Below are 16,298 nucleotides of genomic sequence, written 5' to 3' on the forward strand. Positions count from 1 at the left end.
AGACGAAAGAGGAGGCAGCCGCTCGTTTTGGAGCGGGCTGCCTGCGGTGATATGGTCCTCGCCTCAGTTTGTCTGTCTCTGGTGGCGGCTCTGGGCCTCCTTGACCCAGCGGACAATCTTCTCGGGCGTGATCGGCATCTCGTCAATGCTGATCCCGAAGGGTCTGAGGGCATCTTCGATGGCGCTCGTGACCGCTGGCGGCGCCACCATGCGCCCGCCTTCTCCACCACCTTTGACGCCATAGGCGGTGAAGGGCGAGGGCGTCTCGTGATGGTAGACCTCGATGGCAGGTACATCGCTGGCCGAGGGCAAGAGGTAGTCGACAAAGGTCGACGTGAGATTCTGCCCATCTGGCCCGTAACGCACCTCTTCTAAGAGCGCCAGCCCGATACCCTGGGCGATGCCGCCGCGGATCTGGCCCTGCAGCGAACGCGGATTAAGCACAGTGCCCACGTCGTGCACGGCCACATACTTCTTGAAGCGTACCGCGCCCGTCTCAATATCCACCTCGACGGCCACCAGATGGGCGGCGTGTCCCATAATCGGATAGAAGACCCCCAGATCCTTGCGGTCGTCGTGCGGCTTCGTGGTATAGGGGTGATCGTAGGTAAAGGTGCCCTCAAGACCGCTCTCCAGCTCGGGCGGCAGGTCGAGCTTGAACCAGTAGGCGCGCATGCCGATATCGGCCAGGCTGACAGAGGAGGAGGGGACGCCCTTGACGCGCACCTGACCGCCAACCAGTTCCAGATCGGAGACGCTGGCTTCGAGCATATGGGCGGCAATCTTGAAGATCTTTTCTTTGAGACGGGCAGCAGCACCATGCACAGCCCCAGCCAGCATGACCGTCATGCGACTGCCGCCCGGGCCGGCGCTCGGCAGGGCGTGCGCGGTGCTATCGTAGGTGACGTTGACGTCACGGGGATCAATGCCCAGCTCCTCGGCTACAACCTGCGCCACCACGGTCTCGGGACTGTTGCCCCAGAACGGCGAGAACATGGTGACCGTCACTCCTCCGGTGGGGCCAACACTGATGCGCACGCTTTCCGGGGTCGAGTTGAGGCCCGTGGCTGGTGCGGGATTGTGAAACCAGAACTCCGTCGAGCTGTAGGTGCTGCGCTGCTGGGCGGTCGCCAGCCCAATGCCCAGATAGCGCCCCTCCTGGCGCGCCTGCGCCTGCTGCTGGCGCCAGGCGTCAAGGTCAAAGTGCCCCAGGGCCAGGTCGAGGACGCCGGGATAGTTACCGCTGTCGTAGACATTGCCGGTCGGGATCTTGTAGGGGAACTGGTCGGGCTGAATGAAGTTGCGCCGGCGGATCTCGACGCGATCGATCCCCAACTGCTCGGCGGCGGCATCGACCAGGCGCTCAAGCACCCAGTTGCCAACGTCGGAGCCAGCTCCCCGAAAGACGGTCTGCTGATTTTTGTTGGTCAAGACGGCCTTGATGCCTGTTTCCACGCTGCGAATGGTGTAGGGGCCGGTAATCTGCGCCATCATGTTGGTGTTGCCGGTAATGGCAAAGATGAAGTAGGCACCGTAGTCGTCGATAGTCCGCAGGCGCAGACTGAGGAACTGGCCGTCTTTGGTCACTGCCAGCTCAGCCTCGTAGAGACGTTCTGGCCCCTGAGAATCGTTGGCCATCAGGTTGTCCAGGCGATCTTCCATGAACTTGACTGGGCGACCTGTGACTTTGGAGAGGGCGCCGGCGATGCCGATGACCTTGGCCAGGAAATGCTTGCTGCCAAAGCTGCCCCCGGTATACATCGGGTAGAAGTTGAGCTTGTGGGGGGGGATCTTGAGCATGCTGGACATGACCCAGGAGGCCGAGTTGAGCATGTTGGTATTCGACCAGATCTCCATCGTGTCTCTGGCCGGGTCGTAAGCACAGACGGCGCCATTTGGCTCCAGCGGGGCCGCTGTGGCTCGTGGCCAGCGCAAGCGGCGCCGAATGACATGATCAGCCCGGGCAAAGTCGCCATCAACATCGCCGAAGGTAAAAACATGGTCATAGACGACGTTGGTCCCAAGGTTCTCGTGGACGAGGGGCGCGCCGGGCTGCATAGCACTGAGGGCGTCGGTCACCGCTGGCAGTGGCTCCCAGTCAATTTCCACCAGGTCAAGGGCGTCCTCAGCGAGAGCGCGGCTCTCGGCGGCGACGGCGACCACTGCCTCGCCGGCATAGCGCACTTTCTCGACGGCAATGGCGTGTTCAACGACGGGTTCAGCGCAGAAAGCCGGGACAGGACCAATGACCTCGGCGGCCTCCTTGCCCGTGAGTACGGCCTGCACCCCCGGCAGAGCACGCGCCGCGCTGGTGTCGATGGCCCGAATGCGGGCATGGGCATAGGGGCTGCGCAGAACGGCGGCGTGCAGCATGCCTGCGATCTTGAAATCGTTGATATAGGTGACCGTTCCCATGAGCAAGGCCGGATCTTCCCGCCGCTTGAGGTCCTTGCCGATCCAGGCGCGTTCGCTGACGGTGGTGGTCATGGGTGCACGCTCCTTTCATGAGATCAAGCCGTCGTCCCCGAAGAGGTGGCAGCCTCCGCCCCCTCACGCAGGCGCTGAGCTGCAAGACGGATAGCTTCAACGATGTGCTGGTAGCCCGTGCAGCGGCAGAGATTGCCGGAAAGAGCAGAGCGGATTTCCTCTTCAGTCGGATCAGGATTCTGCTGAAGTAGCTCGTAGGCCGTCATGAGCATACCCGGCGTGCAGAAGCCGCACTGGAGCGCCTGTTTTTCCCAAAAGGCTTCTTGTAAGGGATGCATGCGCCCATGCTGGGCCAGGCCCTCCACAGTCGTCACCTCATGGCCATTGGCTTGCACAGCCAGCAACAGGCAGGCCCGCACGCTCTGGCCGTCGAGCAGGACGGTGCAGGCGCCGCAACTGCCGTGCTCGCAGCCAGCGTTTGTGCCTGTCAGCTCCAGGTCCTCTCGTAGCATATCCAGCAAGGTGCGACGCGGCTCGACGAAGAGGCGATGGGGAACGCCGTTGACAGAGAGGCGCACCGGGATAAAGTCGTCTTCCATTATGAGTGACTCCTTTCTGCGCGCTGGGCGGCCAGCGCCAAGGCGCGCCGGGTCAGCACGCCCGCCAGGTGACGACGATAATCGGCAGAGCCGTGGATATCTGCGGGAGGCTCCTTGAGTTCATTGACAACAGCTTCCGCGGCGGCCTGCCAGGCCGCATCGTCGGGATGGCGACCTCGGAGGAGGGCCTCGGCAGTGGTCGCCTGCAGAGGGGTAGGGGCAACGCTACAGAGAGTCAGGCGAGCCTGGGCGATGGTGCCATCTTCGGCCAGGCAGATGACAGCGGCAACACCGGCCAGGGCGTAATCGCCTTCGCGCCGTGCGAATTCGAGGAAGGCGCTACCGCTGCGGGGCGGCAAGCCAGGCAGGTGGACTTCGGTCAGAATTTCCCCATGTTGCAGAGCCGTCTGAAATGGTCCCTTGAAGAAGGCCGCTGCCGCGATGGTGCGACTGCCGGTGCTGCTCTGCAGAGTGAAGGCAGCGTCCAGGGCCAGCATCACGGCGGGTAGCTCCGCCGCCGGGTCGGCATGGGCGAGGCTGCCACCCAGTGTGCTCCGATGGCGAATGGCGGGGTGCCCGACGTAGTGGGCGGCTTCGACCAGGAGGGGCTGCCGGGCTGCTACCAGTGGATCACGCTCCAGGGTAGCATCGCGTGTCAGAGCGCCCAAGACCAGGCCGCCATTCCGCGGATGAATGAAGGCCAGAGCCTGGATCTCGTTGAGGTCAATGAGGGCTGAGGGGCGCGCCAGACGGAGATTGAGCAAGGGAAGCAGGCTCTGGCCACCAGCCAGAAGACGCGCTTCATCGCCCTGCTCGTCGAGCAATTGCACGGCCTCAGCGATGGTATGTGGGGCAAAATAGCGGAAACGCGCTGACTTCATGAGCAGTTTCCTTCCTTTCTCGGGGTCCTTCAGGTCAGGGGCCGTCAGCTGGAGAGCAGGCGGCAGCCCTGTGATCTCGTTTGGGGCAATGGCGACTGTCTTTGCTGCCTGTTCTGATCACCGCTTCCATTGCTCGTTTGCTCGCTCAAGGGCGCGATGACCAGGCGAAGAGTTCGATGACATGGCTATCGGGATCACAGATGTAGAGCTGCATGACACCGTCACCGCGTGGTCGCGGCCCTCCGACGATGGGCACGCCCAGAGCCTGCAGGTGTTGTCTGGCAACCTCCAGGTCTGTGACCTCAAAGGCCAGATGGGTGACCCGCCCGAGGGCCAGCTCCTCGGGCAGGTAGCCAGGATGAGTTTCCAAGGCACGCCCGGCAATTTCTTCGCCAATCAGGTGGATCTGAAAATCTCCTCCGGTCAGCCAGGCGCCGGGAAAGTCAAAGTTGGGAGGGCGAGGAATCTCCTGCATACCCAGTACCTGGCTATAGAACTGGCGTGAGCGGTCCACCTCTTTGACCAGCAGAGCTACATGGTCGGCTCGACGGATGTCCATCACAGCGCACACTCCTGCTAAAGAACAGCCATAATGTCAGTCCATGCTGCCGTCGTTTCCTTTCCTAGCGTAGCATCCTGGCAGGGAGGAATACATCAGACAAAGGATGGTTGGAGGGAGAGACTTTCGAGGGATGGCTTCCTCCCCCAAAAAGGGGAAGGAGGCCGTACTTACGTTGCCAGGGGGAGTGTGACGCGGACCAGTGTGCCCTGGGCTGGCGCGCTGATGATCTCGAGGACGCCCCCGATTTGACTGGCGCGCTCGCGCATGGAGTGCAGCCCAAGATGGCCGGGAAAGGTGGCCGTGGTATCGAAGCCCAGGCCATCATCGCCTACTTCCAGAACTATCGTCCCTGCCTCCCTATAAAGAGCCAGCTGACAGCGGTGAGCGCGCGCATGCTTGACCACGTTGTAGAGCGCCTCTTGCGCAATGCGATAGAGCGCTTCTTTGGTTTCCAGGGGAAGCACTGGCTCAGCATCGAGTCGGGTCTCTACATCCAGCTGGTGCAGGGCCTTAATGGCCGCGGCGCGCCGGGCGAGCGCCTCGACGATGCCATTGCTCTCCAGGGCTTCAGGATGGAGGGCGAAGATCAGCGAGCGCATCTCAGCATGGGTAGCTCTGGCCAGGGAAAGCACGTAATCAAGAGATTCGTGCGCATGCCTCTGATCGGTCTCCAGAGCAGCTCGGGCCGCCTGCGCTCCCAGAACGATGCCGTAGAGACCCTGGGCAACTGAGTCGTGCAGTTCACGCGCCAGGCGTTGACGCTCTTCCAGGGCGGCCTTTTCCTGGGCGGTCAGGAGCAGCCGCGCGTTCTCGACAGCAACGGCTGCCTGATCGGCAATGGCCGAGAAGAAGGCGATCTCACTCTCATCGGGCGGCGGCCCCGACGGACAATAGACGGTAAAGACCCCCCGGCATTCGCTGCCATAGATCAAAGGGATACAGACGATGGTCTCCCAGCAGGAGGCACGCAGGAAAGGGTGAACAGGCTCGTAATGGGGGTCGGCTAATAACGCCTGACGCAGGCCAGTCGCCACGACCGTCCGCCGCTCCGCGTACGCCTGCATGGTAGGGAGGCAGATGCCCTGCTGCACCAGCCGCACCAGGCCGGGGGCATAGCCTGGCGGGAGACCGTAGCTGCCAACCACCCGGAAGAGTGGAGGATCACCGTTAATGAGTGGTACGAGGCAGGCCATGACTCCTGTCGCCTGGACCACGCTCCGCGCCAGGGCGTTGAGGGTGGCTTCCAGCGAGCCGGCTCCAACCAGTGTGCTGGCAAACTGAGCCAGCACTTCAGCTTTGCGTTCAAGCTGGCGCTGGAAGGTGAGGTCACGCACAATGATGATGGTGAACCACTCTCCCTGACTCTCAATGACGCTCTGCTGGCATTCTACTTCCCGCTTCTCTCCACTGGAACGCAGGATGACCGCCGACCAGCGCCCGGCCCGCAGGCTGAAGAGCTGGGCGCCCTCGCTTTGCTGCTGGGGGAAGAGAACGCTCAGCGGTTGGCCCTGCAGGCTGCTGGCTTCGCGTCCGAAGATCTCGGCAGCAGCCCGATTACCATAGAGACAGATCTGCTCGGCATTGCTGATCAGATAGCCGTCTGGGGACAGATCGAGCAAAGGCGCTACGATGGTCGGGTCCAGCCGACTGAGATGCAAAAGATGCTGCAGGGGCAAGTGATTGTTGTCTGCTCTGCGAGACGTCAGGGCGGGTCGCGAGCTACTTGACATGGTGGTACCTCCCTTGAGGCGCACCTCCCCGGTGGGAGAGACGAGGAAGGCGCTAGGGCGCGGGCATCAAGCCATTGCGCATGGCATACAGGACGGCCTGAGTGCGACTCTGTACGCCGAGCTTATGGAGAATGTTGCTGACGTGGGTCTTGACTGTCTCTTCGCGGAGGCGGAGTGAGCGCGCAATCTCTTTGTTCGACTGGCCCTGACCGAGAAGCTGAAGGACCTGCTTTTCGCGCCCGGTCAGCTTCTCAACCTGACCCTGTCCGTGTAGTTCGTGCATCAGATGAGTAAGGGCCGAGGGCGCGAGCTGCACCTGACCGGCGGCGGCAGCGCGCAGGGAGCGACACAGCTCTTCGCCGTCAAGGTCTTTGAGTAGATAGCCAATGGCGCCAGCGCGCATAATCTCGATAATGGTCTTCTCTTCGAGCACGCTGGTTAGCCCGAGCACTTCGATCTCGGGCAGCTCCTGGCGAATGGCTGCTGTGGCCGCTATGCCATCCATAACAGGCATCAGAATGTCCATCAGGACGACATCGGGCATCAGCTGGCGCGCCAGTTCGACGGCCTCGGCGCCGTTCGCTGCCTCACCTACAATTTCGATATCCGGGTCCATACGGAGAAAGAGGCGCAAGCCTTGACGCACTACTTTGTGATCGTCGGCTATCAGGACGCGAATCATTGCGCAGCCCTCCTTGTTCGATCAGCAGCGACCTCTTTACAGGCAGCATTCCGAAGCAGAGTATACCATACCCAGCAGCGCAGCGAACGGAGTCCCCGCCTTCGCTTCGAGCGGCGCCTCCACCGGAGACAGCAGCTTGCCTGGGATGACTAGAGGAGTCCCCGGGCTTTGGCTTGCGCATAGGCCGCCAGGGTGAAGCCATCGGTGATCTCGTTTTCACGGAGGAGACGCTCAAATAGGGGGAGCGGCGTGGGCAGAATCTCATGAATGGCCTCCCGCCTGTCTGTCTCGCCATAGGCCGCGACTTCAGCGTAAAAGAGTTCGTCGCACTCCGCGGTCATGCCGGTATTGGGGTGGATCTGTCCCAGAGGGACGAGACATAAAGGTCTTGTCCCTAACTCTTCTTCCAGCTCTCTATAGGCGCTTTCCTCGCTGGTGCAGCCAGGCCAGCCAAAACCTCGCGGAATCTCCAGATGCCAGGTGCGCGTGGCATGACGAAAATGACGCAGCAGCAGGATCTTTCCCTGAGACATCGCGAGGATCGCGACACCAGGCGTATGCTCTCGCGGCTCCACCAGGCGGAGATAGGTACCGAGCGCGCCATCTGGGAAACGTACCGCATCACGCAGCACGAGCAGGTATTGATCACGATAGGCCAGGCCTGCCTGCGACCATTCCCTGGCCCTGGCTGGGTCTATCCCTTGCTCGATGAGCGCCTCTCGCATGACGGCCTCGGCCTGAGCAATCGCTCCTTGGTCAAGCAGGATCGTAATGGCTGTCTCTGCGGGATTGCTGAAGAGCTGGGGACGCTCCTGAACCAGTTCGAAGTACTGCTCTGGATTCTTCATCTCATTCTTGCTCCTGCAAAAACCTGGCAAGATCCTCAGTCACTACGTCAGGGAAGGCGCCAGGCCGTGCGCAGAAGCTCGGTTCATGAGCAAGCAGGCTTGACCGCGCCTTCAGCAGACCCCACGATGCCCAACACGTTCCAGAATAGTCCAGCCCTTTCGTTGCTGTCAAGGTGCGCCTCCGGCCAGACCCTCTCTCAGCCAGCTTCGCTTCTACCGCCCTGGCCGATCATAGCTTGACGCAGAAGAAGGAAGTATGATACAATCCCCGTAACTCTCTTTGGGCGTGTACTCGTGGCCACAGGAGCCAATTCCTTGATTCGCTACGGAGCAAAGGCCCATGACTGCCTTGCAGCGCACCGGCTCCGGCTCCCCTCTGACTCCAGCCTCCTCCCCGGCGGGCCTTCAGCCAGTTGCGCAGCAGGCTGACTCACGCCAAGGCTCTGGATCACTCGCTGACCTTGTCTCTCCTCCATCAATGGCCCGGCTCCTTTCCACCAGGACACCCCTCCCGAAGACAAGCTTTCGATCCCTCTCCGTCCACTCTCTTACTGCAAGCCGGGCAGCCAGCCTTTCCAGGTCTTCAGCCAGCATGGCAGTCGGCCCCCAGGAGAGGGGCCAGCCTGGCAATCCCTTCTCCTGGGCTGCTTTATAGCCTCGGTAGCGGAGAGCCTGGCCGCTCCATTGGAGAATGAAGCCAGCAGTAACGTTTAGGACTACTTAGAGGGAACTCAGCCTTATCCTTCATCCAAGTGGCGACGCATAGGACGGTAGAGCAGAACGCTACTTCTTTGAGCGAAAGGAGTCTGGCCTTGAATGAGTCTCCCGAATCATCTTTACCACTGATCCGGGACCAGGCCCAGTCAATGCAGCCCCAGCAGCTGGACAGAATTGGACGCGAGGACAACGTTGAGTTCGAGCGTCTGAACATCGATGATTTGGAACATATTCCAGTGGTAGCTCAGGCCCTCGATAATCAGTGGCTTCCGCGCAGCTTGCTTGAGCCAGCGTTTCAGGCAGGGAAAATGACATCGGCCCACAAGCGAATCTTGAGAAATCAGGTGCGCTCGGAGTATATCCGCTTCCTGATCCACAGCGAACAGCTTATTCTTAATCGCGCCTATCTCTATAACTCGTCAGCAGTGACCCAGGATTACGTCGGTCGACGTAATCCGATGCGCCTGATCTTCGAGGAGTTGCTCGAAAAGGCGGTCATTGTCCCTTTCCTGCTCCACGAGCGCAGTCCGGCAGATCCGCCGCGGTCCTTGCCAGCAGGCCAGGGAGAAGCTTTCGGCGTCACGGATGCCTTCGAGCAGTGGCGGGAGATTTGCCAGGAGGTACGTCCTCGCTGCCTCCGCCTTTCCTGGGATGATCAGGAGAATGAACGCCGGGCCAGGCGGCTGCTGGTGCATCCCTTTGCTAGTTTCGCCAAGTCCATTACCCAGCATGATCTCGATCTCTGGCTGCAGGACCTCGGCCTGCCGGAAAGCGCCAGGGAGCCTTTTCGCCAGCGCCTGGTCGAGGTCGAACGCTTTTGTCTCGATCTGACCGCCGCCGACAAGGAGGTGACACGCGATGCCCTCTATAAGGAGTTTGTGGTCGCCGGGCCAAATACGGCAGAGCGGCGCTACGATCGCCGCAAGCCTTTCGCTGCAGAGTTGAAGCAGCTCTTCGATCTGCGCTATAATGCGAATCTGCCTGATGCTTTGGGCAGTTATCTCTTGACGCCCGCCGATAGCCTGCCACGTGTCTCCTTGCAGGAGCTGGCTGCCCCCCAACGGCTGCCGTTGATTACCGGCGAGGAGATCGTCCAGCTCCTGAAGCGCCTGGCCTTTGATCTCGTCCAACAAGGACTGAACCTTCCGTCTCTGCATCTGCTCAGCCTGCAGGATGTGGCCGAGATCCGCCGCATGGATGAATGGCAACACTATATGCAGCAGCTGCGGACCCTGCTCGCCCACCCTCAGACCTTCGCTGACGGGGGCGCCGCTCATGTGTATGAGAGTTACATGCGCTTGACAAGAAAAATTGTCCATCTGATGCAGGAGAGAAGAAAGCATATCCAGCTGAGGGTTTGGTCCCCCGTAGTAGCGATCGTCTTTAATATCGCCGGAGCGCTCCTTGAGGTCACACTGACCAACAACGGCCTGCTCTACTCGCTGATCGGGCAGGTTGCTGGCACTCTGGTGGGAGAGACTGCCTCGGTTGTGGGAACGCTGGTGATCCGCGATGCCGCGCAGCGACGCACCCAGCAGGACCTGAGCATGAGTATTGATTTTATGCGCTGCCGTCTGCGCTCGGCACACCAACAGTGGCGCGAGCTTCAGCGCATGGTCCGTTCCTTGCCGGGCTTTCAGGAAAGCAAGGCTTTGCCAGCCAGGCCCGACGAGGCTGATTCCAACCTGAGTGGATCGGAGAGCGACGCACGCCCAGGTTGAGTCTCGAGCACATCGTGAGTAGACAAACAAATCATCAGCCATCAGCCATCTCGCTCACTCGCGATCAGGTTTCCGGTGGGCTGGGCAAAGGCCGTTGGAGAGGCGGCCCACGTGGATCTGATTCACCTCAGTAGATTCCTGCCCACATTTGGCTGGAAAGGAACGAGAGATATGATTTTGCCAAAGGAGCGCGATCGCCGCCTGGTGACTATCCGCCGCGGGGGGACACTCACCGATGAGCATCATCACTTGCTCGCCCTTTGGGCGGCGACCTGCGCAGAACACGTTCTGCCGCTCTTCGAATCGCTCCGTCCAGAGGACCCGCGCCCGCGTCAGGCCATCGCCGCTGCACGTGCCTGGGTCCGCGGTGAGATGAAGATGATGGAGGCCCGCGCCGCTGGCGGGCATGCAATGGCAGCCGCCAGAGACCTGCGCGGAGCTGCCCGCTACGCTGCCTATGCCGCTGGTCAGGCCGCCGTCGTTGCCCATGTGGCCGCCCACGCCCTGGGTGCTGCGGCTTATGCGATCAAGGCCGCCCGTGCCGCCGCGCCGGCAGGTGAGGGCGAGCGCGCACGCCTGGATGAGTGCCAGTGGCAGCGCGATCAATTGCCCGACGCCATTCGCGAGCTGGTTCTTGATGACCAGCGGGCCCGCAACGCTCTCTGCTGGTTCGTCTTCTCTTGAAAGCAGCGCCGATAAGGCAAGCCTCACATTAAGAACTCATAAAAATAGAAGGGAGTGCGCATTTCCCTCTCCTACACATTGACAGGGACCCATCTGCTTCTCTACACTCCTGGCAGAGAAGCATCTCCTGCTTGAGAGGGAAGCGATCCTGATTTCTTGAGAGGTCTGGCCTGGCGGCCTGGCCTGCACTCTGTGGTTGCAGCCTGCTTTCTTTTCTTGATCGCGCTGCTGGCCAGCCAGTAGGCAGGCAGTTGAGGAGCAGGTGACTGAGAGGGCAGCGAGCAGAGCAGGAGCGTCCTCGCAGGAGATCTGACACCAGCAGAGAAAGGAGCTGCCGATGCCCTGGTGGTTCTTCCGTCGCCGCCGCGCCCCAGCTGCTGCCGCTGGCCCCACAGGTGCGGCTCCGTCCGTGCCTGGCAGGCAACCTGGCGAGGGTGCTCTACCGCGCCTGCAGGGCAACCGTCGTTATCTCCAGGAGCAGCCCTATTTGTTGCCGAAAGACCTCGGCGAGGTGAACCGGCTCGACTTCCAGCATTATGTCTTGCGCAGCCTGCTACGCGGCAACTATTTGGCCCCTATCGGTCAGCCGCGCCGTATCCTCGATGTGGGGTGCGGCACGGGTCAGTGGGCCTTTGAACTGGCCCAGCAATTCCCTCAAGCTGAAGTCATCGGCTTCGATCTGGAGCAAGTCAAGGTCACCAGCACGCCACCGGCGAACTTTCGCTTTGTGCAAGGCGATGCCCTGCAGGGGCTGCCCTTCGAAAGTGGCTCGTTCGATTTTGTTCACCAGCGGCTACTGATCCTGGCCGTGCCTCTGCCTTCGTGGCCGGGTCTGGTGCAGGAGCTTGCGCGCGTCACGGCCCCTGGTGGCTGGGTTGAGCTGGTTGAGACCAGCACCATGCAGGACTTCACACCGGCGGGACCGGCCACGCGCGCCTTCTATCAGTTGGGGAGGCCCCTGGCAGCCCTGCGCGGGCTGGATGTCGAGGGGGTTGTGCTGCGCTCTCTGGAGCGCTATCTGGTGGAGGCTGGCCTCATCAATACTCAGCGTCAGCTGGTTGAGGCTCCTGTCGGCGACTGGGGGGGACGGCTTGGCTCTCTGCTGGCGCTCGACCTCCGCGAAGCCTCTAAAGCCGTAAGCGGGCCGATAGCCTCCATCGCCCACGTCTCGGAGCAGGAGGTGCTGGATCTGATTGAGCGCGCGAGCCAGGAATGGAACGCGCTGCAGACCCGCTGTCCCTTCGTGGTCGCCTACGGTCAGAAACCAGCCAGCAGCTAGGTTCGCGCGGGTCTGGTCCTGTGCTGGCAGGTCAACTGGCCGCTTCTGTTGGGACCAGGCCCGCTTGAGAAAGGAAAGAGCTGCGCCCGCCCTCCTGGCCAGCAATGGAGGTCAGGATGGAGAAGCAAGCAAGTAGATAGACAGGAGGCTAGCCAGCAAGGGCGCCAGCATCCACCAGCAGTGTGCTGCCGGTCATCAAGATTGACAAATCACTGGCGCAGAAGAGCGCCACCCGTGCCACGTCATCGGGCACGCCCGCCCGTCCGAGGGGCAGGCTCTCGCCGAATGAGTCGCCGAGCACATCGGGTGCTCCGGCAGCCGTCATCTCCTGGCGCAACTCGGAGATGCCCGGCGTGCGGATCAGCGTCGGCGCCAGAGCCAGTACCCGAATGTTGTACGGGCCGAACTCAATGGCCAGGCTCTTCGTCAGGCCCCGAACCGCATGCTTCGAGGCGACGTAGTGCGCCAGGCCAGCCCCTCCCTGGTAGCCGGCAGTCGAGGCCAGATTGATAATCACGCCACCGCGCTGTGTCTGGATCATGCAACGCGCCGCCTCGCGCGCTCCCAGAAAGGTCCCGCGCAGATTGATTGCCAGCACCCGATCCCATTGCTCATCGGACATCTCCAGCGCCTGGTTGCTTGGATAGATGCCGGCGTTATTGACCCAGATATCCAGGCTGCCCAGCTCTTGCAAGGCTCGCTGCGCCAGATTGCGCACCGAATCGCTGTCCGTGACATCAACAGAGGCAAACAATGCCCGCACCTGATAGCGCGCAGCGATGCGCTCAGCCGCGGCCTGACCCTCATCGGCCCGCACATCGCCCAACAGCACCCCTGCTCCGGCCTCCGCCAGGCGCTCGGCAATGGCCAGGCCAATGCCGCGAGCGCCTCCGGTAATGACCGCATTGCGCCCGCGCAGCGAGATCAGCTCTGCCAGCGTCTTCTGACTGACATCAGGAATCGCCATTGTTTCTGCTCCTTTCGATGGCTGTCTGTCTAGCCAGACAACTGCGTCGTACCTCGCCAGGAGAGGTTCAGAGACAGCATATACCGAAGGAAGGGTCTGTTGCCAGTCTGCAAGCGCGTGTTTATGCGTTCTCCCCAGAGGCAGATGGAGAATCCTCCTCGCCGGCGCTGGCGGTGCCTCCCGCGCCGCTGCCTCTCGCTCGCTGAGCAGTAGCGGCCCTACCAGCAGACCAGGAGACGGGGCCATCAGAGGAAATCAGGGTCTGAGAGAGCGGCGCGCAGGGCGCCATAGGCGGCGGCCTTGTCCCCGAGAAGGGCGGGAACAATCGGCGTCTCCCGGACCGCTGGAGCACCATAGCGCGCGAGATGTTCGCGCCACCAAGGAGAGAAGAGATCAAACGCCTCGCAGAGGCCCCCAGTGATAATAATCAGCTCGGGATCAAACAGGCTCGCAATGCTTGCCAGGGCCAGCCCTAGCAGGTGGCCCATCTCCTTGACGAGGGCCAGACAGGCTGGCTGTCCTTGCCGGGCCTGAGCAATGACCTCATAAGAAGTCAGAGGCGGGTCGAGCTGCTGGCTCCGCGCAGCCAGGGCGCTGCCGGAAGCCATTAATTCCAGAAAGCCATGATCGGGATCAGGGAGATGAGTGCGATCGAGCGTGAGCCAGCCAAAGGCGCCGGCGCTCCCATGTGCACCCTGGACCAGCCGGCCCCCCAGCATGAGTGCCCCACCGACTCCAGTGCCCACACTAACCAGCGCGACCTGCTGGTGTCCGCGCGCCGCTCCCCGCCAGGCTTCACCCAGGAGCGCCAGCTGAGCATCATTGCTCAAGACCACCGCCGCCCCCAGACGCTGCTCTAACTCCGCGGCCAGCTCGCGCTCATGCAAAAAAGGGAGATTCGGCACCCAGAGCGAGCGGCGCCGGGTGCAGGTACCTGGCAGTCCCAGGCCAAGGCTCATCACTGGCTCTCCCTGTTGCCGAGCCACCGCTTCAACCAGCTCCACCAGTACACGCAGAAACTCCTCATAGTTTGCCGGGGTTCTCATACGGGGCGTCAGGGCCACCTCGCCCGTCGCGCTGAGATAGGCGCCCTGGATCTTCGTACCGCCGACATCGATGCCCAGCTCCATTGTATCTGCAGACCTCCTGCTGCGCTGTCACTGCGACGCTCAAAGTCCGGCCAGCTTAGCCTTTAATGCCGGTCAGCGAGATCCCTTCGATAAAGTAGCGCTGCGCCCACAGCGTCAAGACCACACTGGGCAGAATGCCGATCGCCGTGCCCGCCATGACAATATTGGTGAAGGTGACGCTCGATGTATAGGTCCGTAGCCCATTGAGCGAGAGGACCACCGTGCTCATCTCCCGCGAGTAGACCATTGAAAGAGGCCAGAGGAAATTGTTCCACTGGAAGACGAAGGCGAATAAGACCAGCGCCGCCGCCGCTGGACGCAGCAACGGCACCACTACGCGCCAGAGGAGCGTCCACTCAGACGCGCCATCCAGACGGGCAGCCTCCAGTAGCTCATCGGGAATCCCGGCTATGAACTGACGCATCAAGAAGATACCGAAGCCGTTAGCCAGATTGGGCAGAATCAGGCCAGGATAGGTATTATCGAGATGCAGGGCCACCATCATGCGATAGAGCGGGATCAACATGACAAATTGGGGCACCATCATGGTCGCCAGAACGCCGACGAAGAGCGCATTTTTTCCCCGGAACTGATGTTTGGCAAAGACATAGCCGGCCATGATACTGGTGAGCAGAATGCCCACTGTTGAGGAGACAGTCACGACCAGCGAATTGAGTATAGCGCGCGCAAAAGGCGTAACCTCGAAGACGGTCCGATACGAAGAAAAGGCCGGGTGCTCAGGCCACCAGACCGGCGGCAACGCCTCCAGGTCTTCCGGCGACTTCAGGCTAGAAGCAAGCAGCCAGAAGAAGGGGAAAAGCATCACCACCAGGATGAGCGCCATACAGAGATACTGCAGCGCCAGCGAGAGCCAGCGCCGCCCTCGGCTGGAGCGCCGATAGCTCTTGACATAGACCGACATCTTTGCTCTCCTTCGTCGTCTGGATTCAAGCCCCCACGGGGTCCCGCGCGTCAGGTTGCGCCCGCTCCCTCCCGCCCTCGCGCGGCTCGCTCCCCACTCCATGCCTTGCTGGCTGGCCGTCACAGGGAGCGGAAGAGACGCAGCTGGAGCAGGGAGAGCACCAGTACAATGGCCAGCATGACCATCGCCATCGCGCTTGCTAACCCTGCCTGTCCATAGTTAAAGGCCGTGATATACATCTCATAGGCAGCGACATCGGTTGAATTGACTGGCGAGCCTTGCGTTAGCACATAGACAGGATCAAAGACCTGCAGTGTATTGATCGTCAGAATCACAAAGACAAAGGCCAGCGTCCGCCTGAGCAGGGGAAGGGTAATAGACCAGTGGCGGCGCCACCAGCCAGCGCCATCAAGAGCAGCGGCCTCGTAATACTCCTGGGGGATCTCCGTCAGGCCCGCCACCACCATGACCACATAGTAGCCCAGCGTCTGCCAGACATTTAAAATGACCAGCGAGAGCATGGCTTCATGGACGGAGCCTAGCCAGCCCTGCGCAGGCAAATGCAGCCAGCCCAGGATCTCATTCAGGGGGCCATACTGGGGCTCATAGAGATAGCCCCAAACAATGGCCACGGCCACCGTCGGTATCATGTAGGGCAGGAAGAGCACGGTGCGCAGCAGATTACGCCCGTAAATCTGCGCCTGGTACAGAAAGAGACCGAGCAGAATCGCGAGCGGCAGGATGATCACAAGATTGGCCAGCGAATAGAGAAAGACATTGAGCAGAGCAGTGCGAAAAATCGGCTGTTCAAGGATGGCTGCGTAGTTACTGAAACCGACCCAGCGCATGCGTGAGTAAGGAATGGCCATCGAGCCTTGATGCAAGCTGATCCAGGCCGTTAAGAGAATTGGCACCGCCACAAACACGATGAGTAAGCCCAGGCCCGGGCTGAGGAAACCAACGGTAGCCAGCGACCTGGAGCGAATCAGCGAGCGCTGCCCCTGTCTCAATTGCAGACCCTCCCTTCACAGGAAGCTTTCAACTCCCCCATCGACAACCCTGAAGAGCGAGAGAGAAAGGAGATGTAGCCATCCCGGGAGAGAAGGGGTCTTCTCTCTCCCGGGCGTGCGTAGCCTGGCAGCCTGCACG

At 61.4% G+C, this 16,298-nt stretch carries 14 protein-coding genes; 3 read left to right on the plus strand and 11 right to left on the minus strand.

Going from position 1 to position 16,298, the window contains the following annotated elements; all coding sequences use genetic code 11:
* Positions 1-63: 63 nt before the first annotated feature.
* The 7 genes from N688_RS10790 to N688_RS10820 all read right to left on the minus strand — a co-directional run bounded on the left by N688_RS10790 (position 64) and on the right by N688_RS10820 (position 7,729).
* Entirely contained in the window at positions 64-2,487 is a 2,424-nt protein-coding gene (locus N688_RS10790) for a xanthine dehydrogenase family protein molybdopterin-binding subunit (RefSeq protein ID WP_052889282.1), read from the minus strand.
* 23 nt (positions 2,488-2,510) lie between these two features.
* Complete coding sequence (locus N688_RS10795) at positions 2,511-3,026, minus strand: (2Fe-2S)-binding protein (RefSeq protein ID WP_052889283.1); 516 nt, start codon at positions 3,024-3,026, stop codon at positions 2,511-2,513.
* Positions 3,026-3,907, minus strand: a complete 882-nt coding sequence (locus N688_RS10800) for an FAD binding domain-containing protein (protein WP_052889284.1) — start codon at positions 3,905-3,907, stop codon at positions 3,026-3,028. The genes N688_RS10795 and N688_RS10800 overlap by 1 nt, the downstream gene beginning before the upstream one ends.
* Before the next feature lie 145 nt (positions 3,908-4,052).
* Complete coding sequence (locus N688_RS10805) at positions 4,053-4,466, minus strand: VOC family protein (protein WP_052889285.1); 414 nt, start codon at positions 4,464-4,466, stop codon at positions 4,053-4,055.
* 170 nt (positions 4,467-4,636) lie between these two features.
* Positions 4,637-6,199 carry a PAS domain-containing sensor histidine kinase gene (locus N688_RS10810; RefSeq protein ID WP_052889286.1) on the minus strand — a complete coding sequence of 521 codons (1,563 nt, stop codon included), beginning with the start codon at positions 6,197-6,199 and terminating at the stop codon, positions 4,637-4,639.
* Between the two features lie 52 nt (positions 6,200-6,251).
* A complete protein-coding gene (locus N688_RS10815; protein WP_052889287.1) occupies positions 6,252-6,881 on the minus strand; it encodes a response regulator in 630 nt (209 codons plus the stop codon).
* Between the two features lie 149 nt (positions 6,882-7,030).
* Positions 7,031-7,729, minus strand: a complete 699-nt coding sequence (locus N688_RS10820) for an NUDIX hydrolase (RefSeq protein WP_052889288.1) — start codon at positions 7,727-7,729, stop codon at positions 7,031-7,033.
* A gap of 812 nt (positions 7,730-8,541) precedes the next feature.
* On the opposite strand from N688_RS10820, the gene N688_RS10825 reads away from it, so the two are divergent.
* The 3 genes from N688_RS10825 to N688_RS10835 all read left to right on the plus strand — a co-directional run bounded on the left by N688_RS10825 (position 8,542) and on the right by N688_RS10835 (position 12,130).
* Positions 8,542-10,167, plus strand: coding sequence for a hypothetical protein (locus N688_RS10825; RefSeq protein WP_052889289.1), 1,626 nt, complete (start codon positions 8,542-8,544; stop codon positions 10,165-10,167).
* A gap of 171 nt (positions 10,168-10,338) precedes the next feature.
* Positions 10,339-10,851, plus strand: coding sequence for a putative immunity protein (locus N688_RS10830; RefSeq protein ID WP_052889290.1), 513 nt, complete (start codon positions 10,339-10,341; stop codon positions 10,849-10,851).
* A gap of 337 nt (positions 10,852-11,188) precedes the next feature.
* The gene (locus N688_RS10835; RefSeq protein WP_052889291.1) at positions 11,189-12,130 is read left to right on the plus strand and encodes a class I SAM-dependent methyltransferase; all 942 of its coding nucleotides are present in this window, start codon (positions 11,189-11,191) and stop codon (positions 12,128-12,130) included.
* Positions 12,131-12,278: 148 nt separating this feature from the next.
* On the opposite strand, the gene N688_RS10840 is transcribed toward N688_RS10835, so the two are convergent.
* The 4 genes from N688_RS10840 to N688_RS10855 all read right to left on the minus strand — a co-directional run bounded on the left by N688_RS10840 (position 12,279) and on the right by N688_RS10855 (position 16,159).
* Positions 12,279-13,097, minus strand: coding sequence for an SDR family NAD(P)-dependent oxidoreductase (locus N688_RS10840; RefSeq protein WP_052889292.1), 819 nt, complete (start codon positions 13,095-13,097; stop codon positions 12,279-12,281).
* 245 nt (positions 13,098-13,342) lie between these two features.
* Positions 13,343-14,227, minus strand: coding sequence for an ROK family protein (locus N688_RS10845; protein WP_052889293.1), 885 nt, complete (start codon positions 14,225-14,227; stop codon positions 13,343-13,345).
* 55 nt (positions 14,228-14,282) lie between these two features.
* Positions 14,283-15,149, minus strand: a complete 867-nt coding sequence (locus tag N688_RS10850) for a carbohydrate ABC transporter permease (RefSeq protein WP_052889294.1) — start codon at positions 15,147-15,149, stop codon at positions 14,283-14,285.
* A 119-nt stretch (positions 15,150-15,268) separates the two neighbouring features.
* The gene (locus N688_RS10855) at positions 15,269-16,159 is read right to left on the minus strand and encodes a carbohydrate ABC transporter permease (RefSeq protein ID WP_081838730.1); all 891 of its coding nucleotides are present in this window, start codon (positions 16,157-16,159) and stop codon (positions 15,269-15,271) included.
* Positions 16,160-16,298: the final 139 nt, after the last annotated feature.

Origin of the sequence: Thermogemmatispora carboxidivorans, from assembly GCF_000702505.1 — a bacterium.
Lineage (GTDB): Bacteria > Chloroflexota > Ktedonobacteria > Ktedonobacterales > Ktedonobacteraceae > Thermogemmatispora > Thermogemmatispora carboxidivorans.

Bases quoted from the DNA above. Each gene is read 5' to 3' on its own strand.
- N688_RS10790 (WP_052889282.1), bottom strand. From the start codon at position 2,487: ATGACCACCACCGTCAGCGAACGCGCCTGGATCGGCAAGGACCTCAAG.
- N688_RS10795 (WP_052889283.1), bottom strand. From the start codon at position 3,026: ATGGAAGACGACTTTATCCCGGTGCGCCTCTCTGTCAACGGCGTTCCC.
- N688_RS10800 (WP_052889284.1), bottom strand. From the start codon at position 3,907: ATGAAGTCAGCGCGTTTCCGCTATTTTGCCCCACATACCATCGCTGAG.
- N688_RS10805 (WP_052889285.1), bottom strand. From the start codon at position 4,466: ATGGACATCCGTCGAGCCGACCATGTAGCTCTGCTGGTCAAAGAGGTG.
- N688_RS10810 (WP_052889286.1), bottom strand. From the start codon at position 6,199: ATGTCAAGTAGCTCGCGACCCGCCCTGACGTCTCGCAGAGCAGACAAC.
- N688_RS10815 (WP_052889287.1), bottom strand. From the start codon at position 6,881: ATGATTCGCGTCCTGATAGCCGACGATCACAAAGTAGTGCGTCAAGGC.
- N688_RS10820 (WP_052889288.1), bottom strand. From the start codon at position 7,729: ATGAAGAATCCAGAGCAGTACTTCGAACTGGTTCAGGAGCGTCCCCAG.
- N688_RS10830 (WP_052889290.1), top strand. From the start codon at position 10,339: ATGATTTTGCCAAAGGAGCGCGATCGCCGCCTGGTGACTATCCGCCGC.
- N688_RS10835 (WP_052889291.1), top strand. From the start codon at position 11,189: ATGCCCTGGTGGTTCTTCCGTCGCCGCCGCGCCCCAGCTGCTGCCGCT.
- N688_RS10840 (WP_052889292.1), bottom strand. From the start codon at position 13,097: ATGGCGATTCCTGATGTCAGTCAGAAGACGCTGGCAGAGCTGATCTCG.
- N688_RS10845 (WP_052889293.1), bottom strand. From the start codon at position 14,227: ATGGAGCTGGGCATCGATGTCGGCGGTACGAAGATCCAGGGCGCCTAT.
- N688_RS10850 (WP_052889294.1), bottom strand. From the start codon at position 15,149: ATGTCGGTCTATGTCAAGAGCTATCGGCGCTCCAGCCGAGGGCGGCGC.